This window comes from Lentzea sp. NPDC051208 (assembly GCF_040682435.1).
GTDB classification, from domain to species: Bacteria; Actinomycetota; Actinomycetes; order Mycobacteriales; family Pseudonocardiaceae; genus Lentzea; species Lentzea kristufekii.
Map to the genome: position 1 here is coordinate 172,471 of NZ_JBFBAW010000012.1, position 16,244 is coordinate 188,714.

Annotated in this window: 19 protein-coding genes; 8 read left to right on the forward strand and 11 right to left on the reverse strand. The window is 69.6% G+C overall.

Annotation, left to right across the window (positions count from 1 at the left end; translation table 11 throughout):
• Positions 1-4 precede the first annotated feature (4 nt).
• Both AB0M48_RS28195 and AB0M48_RS28200 read right to left on the reverse strand, forming a co-directional pair.
• Positions 5-223: a hypothetical protein gene (locus AB0M48_RS28195; protein WP_363847502.1), complete on the reverse strand. Its 219-nt coding sequence runs from the start codon at positions 221-223 to the stop codon at positions 5-7.
• 25 nt (positions 224-248) lie between these two features.
• Entirely contained in the window at positions 249-950 is a 702-nt protein-coding gene (locus tag AB0M48_RS28200) for a VIT family protein (RefSeq protein WP_363847504.1), read from the reverse strand.
• Between the two features lie 177 nt (positions 951-1,127).
• Between AB0M48_RS28200 and AB0M48_RS28205 the strand changes: the two genes are divergently transcribed.
• Both AB0M48_RS28205 and AB0M48_RS28210 read left to right on the forward strand, forming a co-directional pair.
• Positions 1,128-1,772 (forward strand): hypothetical protein, encoded by a 645-nt coding sequence (locus tag AB0M48_RS28205; RefSeq protein ID WP_363847507.1) that lies wholly within the window; start codon positions 1,128-1,130, stop codon positions 1,770-1,772.
• A gap of 147 nt (positions 1,773-1,919) precedes the next feature.
• Complete coding sequence (locus tag AB0M48_RS28210; RefSeq protein WP_363847510.1) at positions 1,920-2,222, forward strand: iron-sulfur cluster biosynthesis protein; 303 nt, start codon at positions 1,920-1,922, stop codon at positions 2,220-2,222.
• Between the two features lie 100 nt (positions 2,223-2,322).
• On the opposite strand, the gene AB0M48_RS28215 is transcribed toward AB0M48_RS28210, so the two are convergent.
• The 7 genes from AB0M48_RS28215 to AB0M48_RS28245 form a co-directional block, all read right to left on the reverse strand.
• Positions 2,323-2,817 (reverse strand): LysM peptidoglycan-binding domain-containing protein, encoded by a 495-nt coding sequence (locus AB0M48_RS28215; protein WP_363847513.1) that lies wholly within the window; start codon positions 2,815-2,817, stop codon positions 2,323-2,325.
• 141 nt (positions 2,818-2,958) lie between these two features.
• Entirely contained in the window at positions 2,959-3,903 is a 945-nt protein-coding gene (locus AB0M48_RS28220; protein WP_363847516.1) for an NlpC/P60 family protein, read from the reverse strand.
• A 264-nt stretch (positions 3,904-4,167) separates the two neighbouring features.
• Positions 4,168-5,097 carry a C40 family peptidase gene (locus AB0M48_RS28225; RefSeq protein ID WP_363847823.1) on the reverse strand — a complete coding sequence of 310 codons (930 nt, stop codon included), beginning with the start codon at positions 5,095-5,097 and terminating at the stop codon, positions 4,168-4,170.
• A 298-nt stretch (positions 5,098-5,395) separates the two neighbouring features.
• Positions 5,396-5,713: a hypothetical protein gene (locus tag AB0M48_RS28230; RefSeq protein ID WP_363847519.1), complete on the reverse strand. Its 318-nt coding sequence runs from the start codon at positions 5,711-5,713 to the stop codon at positions 5,396-5,398.
• A 28-nt stretch (positions 5,714-5,741) separates the two neighbouring features.
• Entirely contained in the window at positions 5,742-6,929 is a 1,188-nt protein-coding gene (locus AB0M48_RS28235) for an MFS transporter (protein ID WP_363847522.1), read from the reverse strand.
• Positions 6,926-7,969, reverse strand: a complete 1,044-nt coding sequence (locus AB0M48_RS28240) for a PLP-dependent cysteine synthase family protein (RefSeq protein ID WP_363847525.1) — start codon at positions 7,967-7,969, stop codon at positions 6,926-6,928. The genes AB0M48_RS28235 and AB0M48_RS28240 overlap by 4 nt, the downstream gene beginning before the upstream one ends.
• A 54-nt stretch (positions 7,970-8,023) precedes the next feature.
• Positions 8,024-8,368 (reverse strand): hypothetical protein, encoded by a 345-nt coding sequence (locus tag AB0M48_RS28245; protein ID WP_363847528.1) that lies wholly within the window; start codon positions 8,366-8,368, stop codon positions 8,024-8,026.
• Between the two features lie 77 nt (positions 8,369-8,445).
• On the opposite strand from AB0M48_RS28245, the gene AB0M48_RS28250 reads away from it, so the two are divergent.
• Genes AB0M48_RS28250 through AB0M48_RS28270 form a run of 5 tightly spaced genes read left to right on the forward strand, consistent with a single transcriptional unit; the run spans position 8,446 to position 13,002 of the window.
• Positions 8,446-9,438 (forward strand): ABC transporter substrate-binding protein, encoded by a 993-nt coding sequence (locus AB0M48_RS28250; RefSeq protein WP_363847531.1) that lies wholly within the window; start codon positions 8,446-8,448, stop codon positions 9,436-9,438.
• A 4-nt stretch (positions 9,439-9,442) separates the two neighbouring features.
• A complete protein-coding gene (locus AB0M48_RS28255) occupies positions 9,443-10,642 on the forward strand; it encodes an MFS transporter (RefSeq protein WP_363847534.1) in 1,200 nt (399 codons plus the stop codon).
• Between the two features lie 12 nt (positions 10,643-10,654).
• Positions 10,655-11,662 carry a hypothetical protein gene (locus AB0M48_RS28260; protein WP_363847537.1) on the forward strand — a complete coding sequence of 336 codons (1,008 nt, stop codon included), beginning with the start codon at positions 10,655-10,657 and terminating at the stop codon, positions 11,660-11,662.
• An 18-nt stretch (positions 11,663-11,680) separates the two neighbouring features.
• The gene (gene pip, locus AB0M48_RS28265) at positions 11,681-12,598 is read left to right on the forward strand and encodes a prolyl aminopeptidase (protein ID WP_363847540.1); all 918 of its coding nucleotides are present in this window, start codon (positions 11,681-11,683) and stop codon (positions 12,596-12,598) included.
• Entirely contained in the window at positions 12,595-13,002 is a 408-nt protein-coding gene (locus AB0M48_RS28270; protein ID WP_363847543.1) for a DUF1992 domain-containing protein, read from the forward strand. Before pip ends, AB0M48_RS28270 begins: the two co-directional genes overlap by 4 nt.
• Here AB0M48_RS28270 and AB0M48_RS28275 read toward each other — a convergent pair whose 3' ends face one another.
• Entirely contained in the window at positions 13,003-13,521 is a 519-nt protein-coding gene (locus AB0M48_RS28275; RefSeq protein ID WP_363847546.1) for a lytic polysaccharide monooxygenase auxiliary activity family 9 protein, read from the reverse strand.
• A 492-nt stretch (positions 13,522-14,013) separates the two neighbouring features.
• Between AB0M48_RS28275 and AB0M48_RS28280 the strand changes: the two genes are divergently transcribed.
• Positions 14,014-14,757: a class I SAM-dependent methyltransferase gene (locus AB0M48_RS28280; protein ID WP_363847549.1), complete on the forward strand. Its 744-nt coding sequence runs from the start codon at positions 14,014-14,016 to the stop codon at positions 14,755-14,757.
• Between the two features lie 306 nt (positions 14,758-15,063).
• Here the strand turns inward: AB0M48_RS28280 and AB0M48_RS28285 are convergent, their stop codons facing one another.
• Positions 15,064-16,050, reverse strand: coding sequence for a DUF5937 family protein (locus tag AB0M48_RS28285; protein ID WP_363847552.1), 987 nt, complete (start codon positions 16,048-16,050; stop codon positions 15,064-15,066).
• Between the last annotated feature and the right edge of the window lie 194 nt (positions 16,051-16,244).

Consider the following 16,244-nt stretch of genomic DNA (forward strand, 5'->3'; position numbering starts at 1 on the left):
TCGATCATGCACCCGTCTCGCCGACGTCGGCGCGTTCTTCCGCGAGCCGGTCGTCCAGCGGTCGTGGGTGAGCCTGCTCGTACTCGGTCATGCCGTACTTGGTGGACTCCGCCCAGCCTTCCTCCGGCTCGGTCTCCACCGGGTCGTGCCCGAGGTTGTCCTCGTCCAGACCCTCGAAGTCCTCGGAGTCCTGCTGGACGTACGCGCCGCGTTCTTCGCTCATGTGCTTCCCAGTACCCAGTTCGGCGCTATCCGATGCTTTGGCCGACCAGCGAGCCGATGGCGTACGTGACGCCCATCGCGATCAGCCCGCCCGCGATGTTGCGGACGACCGCCCGGCGTTTGCCGGCGCCGCTGAGCCTGGCGCTGACGAAACCCGTCAGGGCGAGGGTGAGGACGGCTGCGGCGACCGTGATCGGCACGCGCAGGCCGGTCGGGGTGAGGGCGATCGCGGCGAGGGGGAGGAGCGCGCCGATGGTGAACGCGATGAAGCTCGCGATGGCGGCACCCCACGGGTTCGTCAGCTCGTCCGGATCGATGTGCAGCTCGGCCTCGGCGTGGGCGGCCAGCGCGTCGTGCTTCGTGAGCTGCCTGGCGACCTCCTCGGCGGTCTCCTCGTCGAGGCCTTTGTCCTCGTAGATCTCCTTGAGCTCCTCGAGTTCCTGCTCGGGCATCTCCCGGAGTTCCCGGCGCTCCTGCGCGAGCAGCGCGCGTTCGGCGTCGCGCTGGCTGCTGACGGACACGTACTCGCCGCTGGCCATGGACATCGCGCCCGCGAAGAGGCCCGCGAGGCCCGCGACGAGGATCTGGGCGCGGTCCGTGGTGGCGCCCGCGACGCCCACCACGAGGCTGGCGGTCGACACGATGCCGTCGTTGGCGCCGAGAACGCCCGCGCGCAGCCAGTTCATCCGGTTGCCGGCGACCTCGTCGTGGGGCTCGTGATGGGTCATTTCCGCAGGTTAGCGCCGGAGTGGCGGTCTGCGGGACGCCACGCCGCCGTACCGTTCGGGCTCTGCTGAACGGGTGAGTTTTGCCTGGTCAGGCGCTGGAGGTTCATTTTTTGTCAGACCCCCGTGGCAGCATGTCGAACAGGTGTTCGTGTGCGTGCTAGAGGAGGTCAGTTCCCGATGCAGATCGAACCCAACCGCTGGCCAGGCCGCGTGGTCCCGTCCACCGGTTCCGACGTCGACGTCGCCGTCGAGTCGCTGTGCGTGCGCGCCTCGTGGGCCGACGCCGACCGCCGCTGGGTGCGGCGCCTGCTCGAGCCGTGGTTCAGGGCGGGCTGGAGCGTCGACGCCCTGCTCGTGGCCATCGACAAGAAGCCGGACGGCACCAGCCAGGGCCGCCCCCGTTCCCGCGCGCAGGTCGCACACGAGTTCCTGCGTGCCCGCCTGCGCACCTGGACGGCGGACGGCGCGGGCCTCGCCAAGCCGCCGCTGACGGGCATCTCCCTCGGCGAGTGGTACCGGGTGAACCGGCGCAACGCCGCCCTGAACGCTCCTCGCCGAGGCGTCGGCCTCACCGCGCAGGGCCGCCAGGCGCAGGCGGAGACGCGCGCCCTCGCCCACCGGCGCGACCCGGTGGAGCGCAGCCGGGAGAAGGGCCGCCGCCGGCAGGAGGTGCTCGACAGCCTGCTCGTGCCGGGGCAGGAGGTGCCGTCGTTCGCCGACTCGTGGCGGCTCGTCGCCGAACTGATCCCGGTGCAGCGCGTGTGCTCGGCCTGCGGGCACGTGCGGAACGAGGTGTCGCGGCAGGCGCACCGCGTCGCCTAGCGGCGAGATGCGCCTACCGCCCGTCACGAACACCGCCCTGCTGCCAGAAAGGGCGTTCTACCTGCGACTTCGGCCGATGGCGGTTGAAGCCGGCCCATGCCGGGAACACGGAACGAGTTTCTTGTTTCCGATGTGTGAGGGGCCGACATGCTCGAAGTCACGCCGATGGCTGCCGAGGTCATCAACGAGCTGACGACACAGTCAGAGGGCACCACCGACGACATCGGCCTGCGTTTCGCCCTGGCCACCGAGCAGGACAGCCAGGCGGCCCTGGAGCTGTCGCTCAGCGAGGCCGTCGACGGCGACGAGGTGGTGGCCGCCCCCGCGGGCGCCAAGGTCATCCTGGAACCGGCGGCCGCCCAGTACCTGGAGGACAAGGTCCTCGACGTGCGGCAGGACGACGAGGGCAACCCGGCCTTCGCGATCGCCCGCCAGGAGCAGTCCGGCTGAGATTTTTGGTCAGGTGGAATCAACGGTGGTTCCCTGACATGCGAATCGGGCCGGACCCCTCCGTGAGAAGGGTGTCCGGCCCGATTCGCACAGGCCCCGGTCAGGGGATGGTCAGCACCTGGCCGGGGTGGATGAGGTCCGGGTTCGCGATGCCGTTGGCGGACGCGATCTCGCCGTAGCGGTTGCCGTCGCCGTAGAAGCGCTCGGCGGTCGCCCAGAGCGTGTCGCCGCCCGCGATGGTGCAGGTCTGCACGGCCGGAGCGGCGGGTGCGGCCGGCGCTTCCTGGACCGGAGCGGCGGCGGGCGCCTCAGGGGAGGGCTGCGGCGAGTCGGTGTTGGTGTTGGAGGCCCACTTCGCGCCGCCGTCACCGCCGAACACGACGAGGTTCCTGTCGTCCTGCAGCACCAGGCGTGCGCCTTCGTTGCCCTGCGTGCCGGTGGACCACACGGCGTTGTCGTCGCTCGTGTAGAGCACGAAGTCGCCGTCGTCCTGCAGCGCGGCCCGCACCGCGCCCTTGCCGTCGGTGCCGCTGGCCCACACCGTGCCGGTGTTCTCCGACAGGACCAGGTTGCCGTCGGACTGCAGGGTCAGCATGTACCCGTTGACGCTGGTCAGCTGTCGGCCGCGGTGAGTTCCCGGCCGCCACCGTCGCGCCGGGCCGGCGGCGCACGTGCACCCGAGGGAGTGAAAAACGCCCCCCGCCCGAAGGCAGGGGGCGTTCGACAAGTGCGACGGTCAGCCCTCGATGCGGCGGATGCCCGAGATCGGGCCGATCGAGTCGATGTCGGCGATCTTCACCGGCTGCCCCTCGGTCGACGCGTGCACGGCACGAATGCCGTCCACCGCCATCGCCACGTGGGACTGGCTCGAGTAGTAGACGATGATGTCGCCGGCCTTGACCTCACCACGGCTGACCGGGCGACCGGCGGCCGCCTGGGCGTAGCTGGTGCGGCCGATGGACACGCCCGCCGAGCGGTACGCGGCCTGGATCAGCGACGAGCAGTCCCAGGTGTCCGGACCGTTCGAGCCGTAGACGTACTGCTTTCCCCGCTGGTTGAGCGCGAACTGCAGAGCACGGCCCGCGGTGCCCGCCGGGACGTTGATGTTCGACATGTCGCCGGACTGCGCCAGCGTGTTGCGAACCGACGTGCTCAGCGAACGGTACTGGGCCGTCGCCTCCGCGAGCTGCTTGTCGAGAGCGGCCTTCTTCTGGTCCATCTCGGCGAGGAGCTTCTTCGACGTCTCGGTCGCCTCGTTGGCCGACTTCGTCGCCGCGTCGGCCGCGTTGACGGCGTCGGTCAGCTTCTGCAGTGCGTCCGCGTTGTCGGCCGCGAGGATGTTGATGGCCGACATGCGGTTGAGGAAGTCCTGCTGCGAGTCGCTCACCAGCAGCGCGGAGATCTGGCTGAAGTTCGCGCCGGAGTTGGTCGCCTCGGTGAGGAGGTCGACCTGACCGCGGAGGGACTCCTCGGCCTTCTGAGCGTTGGCCAGGTCGCCCTTGGCCTTGTCCAGCTCACCCTGCTTGGCCTTCAGGTCTTCCTGGGCCTTGAGGTGGTCCTGGTTGAGCTTGGAGGCCTGCTCGGACAGCTCGTTGAACTTCTTGAGCGCGTCCGCGGCGTTGGGCTGTGCGGTGGCCGGTGCCGTGGGCAGTGCCACGGCGACAACTGCTGCCGTCGCCACGAATGCTCCACGCACGATGCGGCGTGAGGGTTGCGACACCACGTCGCGGGTCCTCCTTTTTCCTGGCAGCCGCCCCGCGAGAACTACTGCGCGTGAGGCGGCAACCTTGGCGTGTGCCCCGAGTGGGTTAACTGCTGGGCCGAAGGTCTCGGCAAGGTTACGGAATGACCTTGCTCTCGTCTACCACCGGGGGCCCATCAGTTCACCGGCCAGCACGCTCTCACAGTCGTCCACGTGGGTTTATCGCGGGGTAGGAGAGACGCGTCACCCGACAACTCGGCGGATCACCGAAATGGGCCCGATCGAGTCGATGTTCGCGATCTTCACCGGCACGCCCTCAGTGGACGCGTGCACCGCTCGGGTGCCGTCCACGGCCATCGCCACGTGCGACTGACCCGAGTAGTAGATGATCAGGTCGCCAGGCGCGACCTCGCCGCGGCCGACTCCGCGGCCGACCTTCGCCTGGTCGTAGGTGACGCGCGGAATGGACACACCGGCGGACCGGTAGGCGGCCTGCATCAGCGACGAGCAGTCCCACGAGTTCGGTCCGTTCGAACCGAACACGTACGGCTTGCCCTGCTGGCCCAGTGCGAAGGTGAGCGCGGCGCCGGCGGCGCCCGCGGGCGCGTTCACGGTGACCTTGGGGCCGGGAGCGGCCAGGGTCTGCTTCTGCGGCGCGGACAACGACTGGTACTTCGTCCGCGCGGTGGAGACCTGCTGTTCCATGGCGACCTTGCGGGTGGAGACGTCCGCGGCGAGCTTCTGCGCGGCGGCCGCGGCGTTGGCCGCGTCGGTGCGGGCCTTCGTCGCCTCGGCCAGCGTGGCGTTCATGCGCGACACCGCCGCGTTCTGGTCGGCGGCGATGATGTTCATCGCCTGCATGCGCTCCAGGAAGTCCTGCTGGGACGTCGAGGTCAGGAACGCCGAGAGGTCGTTGAGCCGGGCTCCCTCGAACGTCGCCTCGGTCAGCGTGTCGACCTGGCCGCGGAACTGCTCCGACTCGGCGAGCGCCTTCTTCTCGGCCTCGGTGGCGGCGACCACGATCCCGTTCGCCGTCGACAGGTCGCCCTGCGCCTTGAGGTGGTCCTGGTTGAGCTTCTCCGCCTCGCGCGTCAGGTCGTTGTAGACCTTCAGCGCGTCGTCGGCGGGTTGCGCGTGCGCCGAAGGCATCGACACCACCGTCGCGGCGATCACGGCGGCCAAAGCGGTAGTCCTTGCAGCACGGCCGGGCACGCGGCCTCCTCAGGAGTCGGAATCGGCTTCTGAGGAGGCGTACGGCCGAACGGGTGCCGGGGTTCAACCTTTCCGGCCCCGCCTGCTCACGCGCGGGGACCTCCCGTGCCGTCATGCCGCACGAAAGGACCCCGCGTGCGTTGACATAAGACAAGAATTCGTCAATTGGCGAACCTCGTCGCGGATGTGATGACGGGGCGCACGCGGGGCGCTTTCGTGCGGAAAGACGGCACGAAAGCGCCCCGCGTGCCGGTTATGGTCAGGCGGCCCGGTGTGCCTCGATCGAGGCACGGCACGCGGCGATCAGGCGGGCGGTGGCGGCGCTGTCCCCGCACCCGCAGCGGGGGCAGCGCATCGCGACGGCACCGGCGAGCTCGTCGACCACGACGCCCAGCGGCGAGTCGCAGCCCCGGCACCAGCGGTGCCGCGTGACCGGGTTGACGTGCACGGGCGACGAGACGCACTGGTGGATCCACCTCCCGTGCACGTGGCAGGTCAGGCGGTCGTCGGGCGCCAGGACGCCGTCGTCCTCCGCGCGGTCCTCTTCGACCAGTGTTGCGATGAGCGTGGCGATCATGGCGACCCTCCGATCCGGAACCTGCCTTCTACGGGGACGTCGAACCGGCGACGCCGGAATCGACACGCGCCGCCAGCTTCTTCAACGCCCACGCGCATCCGAGCCCCACGGCCGTGAGAACGAGCCAGGGCGCCCAAGGCACGCCCGCCCGCGCGGCGGCGTCGAAGCCGACACCGGTGAGCAGGTTGCCGAGCAGGATCCCGACGCCCACGACCGTGTTGTAGAGGCCGTAGTGCGTCGCCACGAGCCGGTCGCCCGACAACGAGACGATCTCGTCCATCTCGAACGGGAACACGATCATCGTGCCGAGGGCGAGCAACGCCGCGCACAGCACCAGTCCGGGCCAGCCGCCGTAGAGCGCCGGGAGGAAGGCCAGGCCCAGCACCGCCATCCCGGCGACCAGGGACCGGTCAGGCCCGAGCCGGGTGCGCGCCCACGCCGTCACCCGCATCTGACCGGCGACCGCCAGCACGCCCGACACGGCGAACAGCACGGCGGTCAGCACCGCCGACCCCGAGGCCAGCGGCAGCGCCAGGTAGACCTGGAACGACAGCACGTACGACCCGGTCATCGCCAGCGCGAACAGCACGAACCGCCGGTTGGAGAGGACCAGCCGCCAGTCCGCGAGCACCGAGCCGCCCGACGGCGAACCGGCCCGCGCGGGCAGCGACCGCCACTGCAGCACCGTCAGCACCAGGAACACGAACGCCGCCACCAGGCACGTCAGCCGGAAGTCCACGGCGGTCAGCGCCAGCCCGACCAGCGGCCCCACCAGGATCCCGGTCTGGTAGAAGACGTTGAACAGCGCGAACGCCTCCACGCGCCGCGGCCCGGCGTCCGCGGCCACGTAGGCCCGCACGGCGGGGTTGAACAGCGCCCCGGCGAACCCGGTGGCCGCCGACGCGATCACCAGCGTCGGCACCCCGTCCACGAACCCGAGCAACGCGAACCCGCCGGTCCGCAACGCGCAGCCCGCCACGATCAGGGGCTTGTAGCCCAGGCGGTCCGCGAGCGTGCCGCCGATCAGGAACATGCCCTGCTGCGCGAAGTTCCGCACGCCCAGGACGAGCCCGACGGCCCACCCGGCCAAAGCCAGCGTCACGGACAGGTGCGAGGCGAGGTACGGCATCAACATGTAGAAGCCCACGTTGATGCTGAACTGGTTGAGCAGCAACAACTGCACGCTGCGGTCGAACGAACGGAACCGTGCGATCACGCCGTCACCGCCAGAGGGTCCACAACGGACCGGCACATGGTCCACGAGAACACTTCACGCTCACCCAGTGAGGAGATCTCCGCGGGATCCACGGCGGGAACCACGCCGAGCAGTCCGTGGGCGGCGCAGTACTCGTCGCTGAACACGGTGTCGAAGTACCGCTGCGGCCCGTCCGGGAACACGGCGGCGATCCGCGTGCCGGGCGGGGAGGTCCGCGCCAGCCAGGAGGCCACCAGCGCGACGGCCCCGACGCTCCAGCCGCCGCTCGCGTAGTGCCGCGAGGCCAGCGCCCGGCACGCCCACACCGCCTCGCCCGGGTTCACCCAGTGCACCTGGTCGAACGCGGAGTAGTCGACGTTGCGGGGGAAGATGCTCGAGCCGAGCCCGCGCATCAGCCGGGTCCGCGCGGGCTGGCCGAAGATCGTGGAGCCGATCGTGTCGACCCCGGCCAGGCGTAACGCGGGGAAGTGCTGACGCAGCACCGAGGACACGCCGGCGCTGTGCCCGCCGGTGCCCACGGCGCACACGAGCACGTCCACGTGCCCCAGTTGCGCGGCCAGTTCGTGGGCCAGCGGTGCGTAGGCGGCGACGTTGTCCGGGTTGCCGTACTGGTCGGGGCAGTAGGCGCCGGGCAGCGCCGCCAGCAGTTCGGCGACCCGCTGCCGCCGGGCCTCCTGCCAGCCGCCGGTCGGATGCGGGCGGTCGACGACGTCCACCGTCGCGCCGTACGCGCGCAGCATCCGCTGGATGATCGGTTCCAGGCCGGGGTCGGTCACCAGGGTGACCGGGAGGCCGTGCGTGATGCCGGCGAGCGCCAGGCCGAGGCCGAGCGTGCCGCTGGTCGACTCCACGACGTGGCCGTCCGGGCGGAGATCACCGCGTTCCAGCGCGCGGCCGATCATGTGCAGGGCGGCGCGGTCCTTCATGCCGCCGCCGGGGTTCGCGCTCTCCAGCTTCGCCCAGAAACCGGAGGCGGAGGTGCGCGACAGCTCGTCGATCCAGAGCACGGGCGTGCTCGTGTCCAGCACAGGTACAGACATGGGGGTTCCTCGGAAGAACGTGGTGACAGGCCGGTGAAGGGAGCGGGGGCCGGCCTATGTCCGAGAGATCCCGAGGTCGAGCAGGAGTGTGCGGCCTGTGGTCACGTGCTCGCCGCGCGAGGAGGGCCGCGCCGTGCGGGCGGGGCGCGCGACAGGCGTGCCGTCCGGGTCCGGCGTGGTGAACGACAGTGGGCTGACCTGCACCGCTGCCTGCGCGGGCGCCGCGGGTGACACGTGGTGCGTCTCGCCGTGGGGGCAGATCTCGCCGGAGATGCCCGGCGTGAACGCCGCGTGGTGGGCGGGCTCCGGCGGGCACGCGGGGTGGAGCACGAACAACGTGAACAACATCAGTGCGACGACGACGGCTGAGCGACGCGCTGTCGTCGAGTGATTCCGCACGGTGATCAACGTACCGCAGTTTCCCGGTTCGTGAACCCGCTTGATAGGTTAGGCATGCCTAATCAGGAGGTGGACAGTTGCGCAGGACAGTCGCCGCGGTTCTGCTGCTCGGCCTAGTGGCCGGGTGCGGTGGAAACGCTCCCACGGAGCAGGGAAGTGGCCAGTGGTCCTTCAAGGACGATCGCGGTAAGGAGGTCACCGCGCCGAAACGGCCGGAACGCGTCGTCGCGCAGGTGTCCGCCGCGGGCGCCCTCAAGGACTACGGTGTCAACGTTGTCGGCACGTTCGGCCCGCTCAAGCGCGCGGACGGCACGACCGACCCGGAGGCGGGCAGCATCGACCCGAGCCAGGTCACCGACGTCACCGGTCCCGGCTACGGCGAGATCGACTTCGAGAAGTTCGCCGCGCTGAACGCCGACCTGGTCGTCGCCGGCTACTACCCCGAGGTCACCGGGCTCTGGCACCTCACCGCCGAGTTCGAGGAGAAGGTCCTCAAGGTCGCCCCGACGGTCGGCATCGGCCAGTCGAAGATCCAGCTGCCGGACGGGATAAAGCGCTTCAAGGAGCTCGCGAAGTCGCTCGGCGCCGACGTCGAGTCCCCGAAGGTGAAGGCCGACGAGGAGGCGTTCACCAAGGCCGCCGAGCGGCTCAAGGCCATCGGCAAGAAGATGACGGACGCGAAGCAGAAGATCCAGGTGATCGGCGCGGACCCGAAGCTGCTGTACGTCGCCGTGCCCGCCCGCAACCCCGACCTCGACTGGTACGTCAAGGAGCTCGGACTGCCGCTGCTCACGCCGGACACGCCCGACACCGAGGGCGGCGGCTACTTCCAGTCGCTGTCGTGGGAGAACTCCGGCACGTACAAAGAGCACGTGATCATGTGGGACACCCGCCAGCACGTGCTCACCCCGGAGCAGATGAAGGAGGGCCACCCGGTCTTCCAGGGCCTGCCCGCCGTGCAGGCCGGCCGGTTCGTCGAGTGGAGCGCGGTCGCGCCGCTGAGCTACTCCTCCTACGCCGGGATCATGAACAAACTGGCTGACCAGCTCGACCAGGTGTTGGCAAAGTAGCTATGTGCTGACGCTTCTGAAGGAAAACGGCCCGTTGCGCGTGCTCAGCACCGCACGGGTCGTTTCTGTTGTCGGGGACGCGCTCAGCCTCGTCACGTTGATGGTGCACGTGCAGTCCGTGCTGGGGAAGGCCATCGCGGTGGCGGCGTTGCTGCTCGTGGGCGACTTCGCGCCGTCGTTGCTCAGCCCGCTGACCGGAGTCATCAGCGACAGGTTCGACCGGCGCACCGTCATGATCGTCTGCGAGGTCGCGCAGGGCGCCCTGCTGGCGGTGATCGCGTTCACGCTGCCGCCGTTGCCGGTCCTGCTCGCGCTGGTGGGCGTGCGGGCCGTGATCGGGCAGGTCTTCCTCCCGGCCTCGCGGGCGGCGGTGCCGAGCCTGGTCGCCCCGAAGGACCTCCCGCAGGCGAACACGGCGCTGGGACTGGGATCCAACAGCGCCGACGTCATCGGGCCGTTCCTCGCCGCCGTGCTGCTGCAGTTCATGGACACCCGCGGTGTGCTGCTGGTGGACGCGGTCTCGTTCGGCCTGTCGGCGTTGTTGTTGCTGCGCCTGCCGAAGCTCGTGGTACCGGCCGAGCCGGGGGAGACGCTGTTCACCGACGTGAAGGCCGGGGTGAGCGAGATCTGGCGCAACCGGGCGTTGCGGATCGTGTTCCTCGGCTTCTGCGGTGTCGTCGCGTGCACCGCCATCGACGACGTCGCGGTGCTGCAGCTGACGATGGGGGTGTTCGGCGAGCCGGAGAGCGTGGCCGGCGTCGTGCTCGGTGCGGTGGGCGTCGGTCTGCTGCTCGGCTATGCGTTGCTGGCCAGGGGCTCCGCGCGGTGGAGCATGGTCGCGCTGCTCGTCACCGGGTTCCTGATCAGCAGTGCCGGCAACCTGTTCACCGGTCTGGCGTGGGGCGTCGCGTCCGCGTTCGCGCTGCAGGCGGTGCGGGGACTGGGGATCGCGGCGATGGACGTCGCGCACAGCACGCTCGTCCAGCGGCTCGTGCCGGGCGACCGGACGGGCAGGGTGTTCGGCAACTTCTACGGCGGGATCGGGGTGGCGGCCGCGGTGTCGTACGTCGCCGGTGGTCTGCTGATCGACGTGCTGGGGCCGCGGCTGATCCTCGTCATCGCGGGCGGTGCCGGGGTTTTGGTGTCGTTGTGGGTGGTTGCCGCCTCGCGCGCAAGAGGTGTTGAGTGGGAATCAGCCTCTTGAGGGGAGAAGGCGATGTGGGGGAAACGCATTGCTGTTCTTGCTGTTTCGCTGCTGCTGACCGGGTTGACCGCCTCCGCCGCGCGGGCGGGCACCGGGGTCGTGCCCGCGTCGACGTCGTGGACGTCCGCTGACCGGGGGTTCGTCCTGGGGCTCGACACGGTGTGCCAGACCGCGAACTGCCCGCAGCTCGTCCGCACGCTCGACGGCGGCGCGTCGTGGACGCGGGTGAAGACGCCGGCGCTGTCCGTGCCGGAGACCGACCGGCTGCGCGTGCTGTTCGCTGACGACGCGGCCGGCCTGGTGACCGACGGCGAGCAGCTGTTCGTCACCAGCAACGGCGGCACGCGCTGGGAACCGTCGGGGATCAAGGGAACGGTGGGGGCGCTGGGTTTCGACAGCGCCGGGTTCCTCGCGGTGATCCACGACGGCACGTCGTCGCGGTTGTACCACCGCGAGCTGTGGTTCGGTTCGTGGCAGCCGGTGCCGGGCGTCGAGGTCGAGGGCAGGGCGTTCGGCTCGATCGCTCCCGGTCAGGTCTCGTTGTCGACGATCGGCGTGGAGAACCGGTACTGGACGCGGTCACCGGCGGGCTGGCTGGAGGAACCGGCGCCGTGCACGGAGTTCTCGGCCACCCGGCTCGGCACCGTCGGCGCCGACCGCTATGCGTTGTGCAGCTTCGATCCCGGCTTCGGGAACATGACCAAGGAACTGCGCCAGGCCGTGGGCGGTGGGCCGTTCAAGACCGTCGGCGTGCCACCGCGCGCGGGCATCACGACGGGCTTCGCGGTGTCACCGGAGGCGGCGCTCGTGGCCGCGACCGGACGCGACTGGTCGTTCGTGCACCGCGGATCCGGCGAGAAGTGGGACACGCCGCTCACGCTCGGCGGGCCGCCGCTGGAGGACCTGGCGTTCTCCGACGCGCGGCACGCGACGCTGGTGCGCGGCGGGCCCGGCCAGGAGTTCGCCGAGCTTCACCGGTCGGACGACGCCGGACTGACCTGGACGATCTTGTCGGTGTAGCTCGGTACGCTCGTTCTCATGGAGCCCTACGACCACGGCGTGCTCGACGTCGGCGACGGCAACCAGATCTACTGGGAGACCGTCGGCAATCCCGGCGGCAAGCCTGCCGTGTTCCTCCACGGCGGTCCCGGCGGCCCGGCGAAGGGCGCGCGGAAGTCGCTCGACGCGGCGAAGTTCCGGATCGTGATCTTCCACCAGCGCGGGTGCGGCCAGAGCACACCCCACGCGAGCGACCCGGCCGCGGACATGAGCGTCAACACCACCGAGCACCTGATCGCGGACATGGAGAAGCTCCGCGAGCACCTCGGCATCGAGAAGTGGTTGCTGTACGGCGGTTCCTGGGGCACGACGCTCGCGGTCGCCTACGCCCAGCGTTATCCCGAGCGCGTGTCGGAGATGATTCTGATAGCGGTGACGCTGTCGTCGCAACGCGAGCTGGATTGGCTCTACAAGGGCGTTTCCCGGTTCTTCCCGGAGGCCTGGGCCCGGTTCAGCGCGCACGCCGGTGGCGCGCCCGACGTCGTCCGCGCGTACGCGGAGCTGATGGAGAGCCCGGATCGCGGCATCCGGGAGCAGGCGGCGCTGGAGTGGTGCCGCTGGGAGGACACGGTGCTGTCGCTGGAGAACTTCGGCAAGCCGGACGTGTTCGCCGACCGTGCGTCCGACGAGGTGATCGCGCTCGTGCGGATCATCGCGCACTACTACTCGCACGGCGGTTTCGTGGACGACCTGCTCGGTGGCGCCGGCGAGCTCGCCGGCATCCCGGCCGCGTTGATCCACGGCCGCAGGGACATGAGCTGCCCGGCGGACACGGCCTACGCGCTCGCGCAGGCGTGGCCGGACGCCGAGCTGACCCTCGTGGACGACAGTGGCCACAAGGGCAGCCCCGCCTTCGGAGAGGCGATCGGGGCCGCGGTCAGGAGGTTTTCCCCGTGACACAGCGGAAACCGCCCGGCATGGGCTTCGAGTCGTGGATCGACAGGCAGATCCGCGAGGCCCAGGACCGCGGCGAGTTCGACGACCTGCCGGGCGCCGGAAAACCGTTGCCCGGCGCGGGTGAGCCGCTCGAAGAGGACTGGTGGATCAGGAAGAAGGTCCGGGAGGAAGAGGGCACGACAGGGGTGCCCCCTTCCCTGCTGTTGCGCAAGCAGGCCGAGACCGCCAGGGCCCGCGCCCTGGCGGCCGAGACCGACACCGAGGCGCGCGCGATCATGGACGAGGTGAACGCGAGAATCCTCGACGCGCTGCGGAAACCGTTGTCCGGTCCGCCGCTGAACCTGATGCCGTTCGACGTCGACGAGCTGTTGCGTGAGAGGAAGGGGACCTCACGCGATCGGTGATCAGCTCGCGTTGATGTCGATGCAGGAGTAGAACGCCATCGGCGTGTCCGCGATGTTCCACACCGCGAGCACCTTGTGCCGTCCCGCCGAGCCCACGTTGACGGTGTGCGACACGCTGGCCGGGGGCTGCTGGTTGTTGCCGCTGAAGTTCGCGACCTTGCGACCGTCGACGAAGTAGTCGTAGTCACGCGTGCGATGCCGCGCGGTGAACGTCCAGTTGAACGTCACCGAACGGCCGGTGTTGGCGACCCTCCAGCCCTTGCTGTCGTTGCTCAGCACCGCGAACTGCGACAGGTTGGCGTGACAGCTCTGCAGGCCCTTCGGGCCCTCGACCGACTGCGGCTCCCACTGGATGGCACCGCAGTCCTTCACGACGCCGCTCGCGCACTGCGCCTGACGGCTGGCAGGTGAGTTCACATAACCGTGCGCGAACGCCGTGCCGGAGGGGAGTGCCACGACGATCAGCGGTGCAGCGAGAACGCCGGCCATGGCGGCCGTAACCTTGCGTCCAATCTTCATGTGTCTTCCTTTGCCTTGATGTGTGCGTACTCCCGTTACATCGCGGCGGCGATTGAAGGTCTAGACCATACCGCGCGTAATCGCGGGGCCACAAGACGTGTCTGACAGATCTGTCTTGTCCGACTGGAGCAGTCGGGGCGGGTGAGGCGGCGCTGGCGCCGCCCAAGAGAATGCCGCCGTGCCGACGCTTGATCATCTCTCTGGCGAGACGCCGCAGGCGCTGGCCGAGCGGTTCGAGCTCGCGTACGCCGACGAGCGCGGGCGGCAGCGCGTTCCGTCGCTGACCATCCGGACCTGATGTCTCGTCCGGCTGAAGTTTGCGGTGGTGCAGATCTGTGAGCTGCGGTCCGCAAGGTAGCGCGGACGGGATGCGAACGGCTGTTGTCCAGGGCTGGTTTGCGGATTCCTGGCCCTGCGCGCTGCCCAAGCGGGCGATTGGCGAGGGAGATGATCTCCTAGCGCCCTGATTGATCACTGGGCAGTATGGGAAACATGCCTGCCATTCCCGAGAGTTCCGCCGTCATCGCCGATGTGGCTGTGGAGAACGACTACGACGGCTTCGCCGAGGCGTACACGGCCGAGAACGAGACCAGCCTCCTCAACGCCTACTACGTCCGGCCCGCGATCGTGGACCTGGCCGGCGACGTGGCCGGTCGACGAATTCTCGACGCCGGCTGCGGTGCTGGTCCTGTGTCCGTGGCGCTACGTGATCGGGGAGCCGTCGTGAGCGGCTTCGACCGCAGCGCCAAGATGGTGGAGCTGGCCCGGCAGCGGCTCGGCGACGACGTGGACCTGCGGGTCGCCGACATAACGGGCCCGCTGCCGTACCCCGACGGCGCGTTCGACGACGCCGTGGCCGCTTTGGTGCTGCACTACCTGGAGGACTGGACCGCACCGCTGGCCGAGCTGCGGCGGGTGCTGAAGCCCGGTGGCCGGCTGATCGTGGTCGTCAACCACCCCATCCTCCTCAAGATGGTGCATCGCGAGACTGACTACTTCGCGACCACCAAGTGGTCCGACGAGTACGACTTCAACGGCCAGAAGGCCGTGCTCACCTACTGGCACCGCCCGCTGCACGCGATGACCGATGCCTTCACCGCAGCAGGCTTCCGCACCGCCGTCATCAGCGAGCCGCCTCCGGCGCCGGAAGCCCACGAACTCTTTCCCGACGAGATGGCGAGGTTCCCCTCCGGGGCCTTCCTGAGCTTCCTGTTCTTCGTCCTGGAGGCCGCCTGACTACGGCGTGGCACATGGGTGGCCAACTTCAGGCGGAACGTGTGGCGGCCCGCAAACTAGCTCGGACGCCGTGGCAAGCACCGCAAACTTGCCCTGGACACCGCAATGTTCGGCTGGACAGGACACCTGATCGCACACCGCTGTGCCCGCCCGAACCCCGCGGTGTCCGGACCTACCTTGCGGACCGCGGGTCAGCGGCTTCCCCGTGCGCAAGGTTCACAGGAACGGACATCCTGTGTCCTTTCCGCGCCGCCCCGCACCGACTCGGCCGACGAGGTGAACGTCCTCCGAAGCCCGGTCGGCCGGCTAGTCGCGGGCTTCTTCCTCCAGCAGACGTGCTGCCTGTGCGGTCCGCTGGTACAACACGTAGCGCCCGTCTCTGACCTTGGTGACGAGGTGTGCGCGGTGCAGTGCGCCGAGGTGGTAGGAGATGGTGCCCGGGGTGTATCCGATCCGGGTGGCGAGTTCCGCGGTCGACCGGGCGGTGTCGAGGTCCGCCAGCAGGGCCGCTCGGGCGTTGCCGACCACTTGCGCGATGCTTCCGGACCTGCGGTCCCGGCCGGCTCCGACCCGCTGGGCGGGGTAGTAGAGGACGAACTGTCCAGGGGTGTCGACCTGGATGACGACGTCGGGCCGGCCGAGCACGCTGGGGGCGAGAACCAGGTCCCGGCCGGTGACGTCGATTTCGCCGTCCCGCGACTTGGCGAGGGTGACCGCGTCGCCGGCCCAGTCGATGTCGGGGTGGAGTGCTCCGAGCGCTCGGCCGACGCCGTGGGTGGCGATGGCCGTCGCGCGGTGGGCGATGTCCTGGTCAAGGATCGAGCGCAGCTCGGGCCAGCCGTCGGAGAGGGCGTCCCGCCAGAACCGGGCGAGGCCGTTGGCGAGACGTCGCTGCATCCGCCCCGACTCCGCGATCCGGCGGGTCGCGGCGCGCAGCGGCCTGCTCCAGTGGGTCCGGGTGTAGGTGAAGACCTGGGTTTCGAGGTCGTCCTGCGCCGCGGCCTCGATCTGCGCGATCTGCTCGTCGAGCAGGTCACGGTGCTGCGCGTCTGTCCCCGGCTGCGGGGTGAGCAGGTCGGGCGTGTAGGTGTCACCGTTCTGCGGCAACAGGTCCGCGAGCAGTGCGACGTCCGGGTGGGCGAGAGACGCGCGGGCGAGTGGTCCGGGATCTCCGAACACCGGGTGCCGTGCCGACGCGGCGGTGAGTTTCAGCCACGCCAGGGACTCCGACGCCGGGGAGGGCGACAACCGTGTCCTGGACACCGTGTCGGCGTCTACACGCAGCGTGAGCACCGCGCCGACGGTAGCAGTGGTCGCGGTGGATTCGAGCCGGTTCGAATCCTTTCCGGTGCGAGGTCCATGCGGGGTTGAGTGGTGTTGCCGGACAACGGCAGCAACGTTCACCGGCCGATCCGAGGCGATCGCCTCCGCACGACGGTGATCCGTGGCTTGCGCACCCGTTACTCGAAGAACCTGGGAGTGGTTTC

Bases quoted from the DNA above. Each gene is read 5' to 3' on its own strand.
- AB0M48_RS28195 (WP_363847502.1), bottom strand. From the start codon at position 223: ATGAGCGAAGAACGCGGCGCGTACGTCCAGCAGGACTCCGAGGACTTC.
- AB0M48_RS28200 (WP_363847504.1), bottom strand. From the start codon at position 950: ATGACCCATCACGAGCCCCACGACGAGGTCGCCGGCAACCGGATGAAC.
- AB0M48_RS28205 (WP_363847507.1), top strand. From the start codon at position 1,128: ATGCAGATCGAACCCAACCGCTGGCCAGGCCGCGTGGTCCCGTCCACC.
- AB0M48_RS28210 (WP_363847510.1), top strand. From the start codon at position 1,920: ATGCTCGAAGTCACGCCGATGGCTGCCGAGGTCATCAACGAGCTGACG.
- AB0M48_RS28215 (WP_363847513.1), bottom strand. From the start codon at position 2,817: ATGCTGACCCTGCAGTCCGACGGCAACCTGGTCCTGTCGGAGAACACC.
- AB0M48_RS28230 (WP_363847519.1), bottom strand. From the start codon at position 5,713: ATGATCGCCACGCTCATCGCAACACTGGTCGAAGAGGACCGCGCGGAG.
- AB0M48_RS28240 (WP_363847525.1), bottom strand. From the start codon at position 7,969: ATGTCTGTACCTGTGCTGGACACGAGCACGCCCGTGCTCTGGATCGAC.
- AB0M48_RS28260 (WP_363847537.1), top strand. From the start codon at position 10,655: ATGTGGGGGAAACGCATTGCTGTTCTTGCTGTTTCGCTGCTGCTGACC.
- pip (WP_363847540.1), top strand. From the start codon at position 11,681: ATGGAGCCCTACGACCACGGCGTGCTCGACGTCGGCGACGGCAACCAG.
- AB0M48_RS28275 (WP_363847546.1), bottom strand. From the start codon at position 13,521: ATGAAGATTGGACGCAAGGTTACGGCCGCCATGGCCGGCGTTCTCGCT.
- AB0M48_RS28280 (WP_363847549.1), top strand. From the start codon at position 14,014: ATGCCTGCCATTCCCGAGAGTTCCGCCGTCATCGCCGATGTGGCTGTG.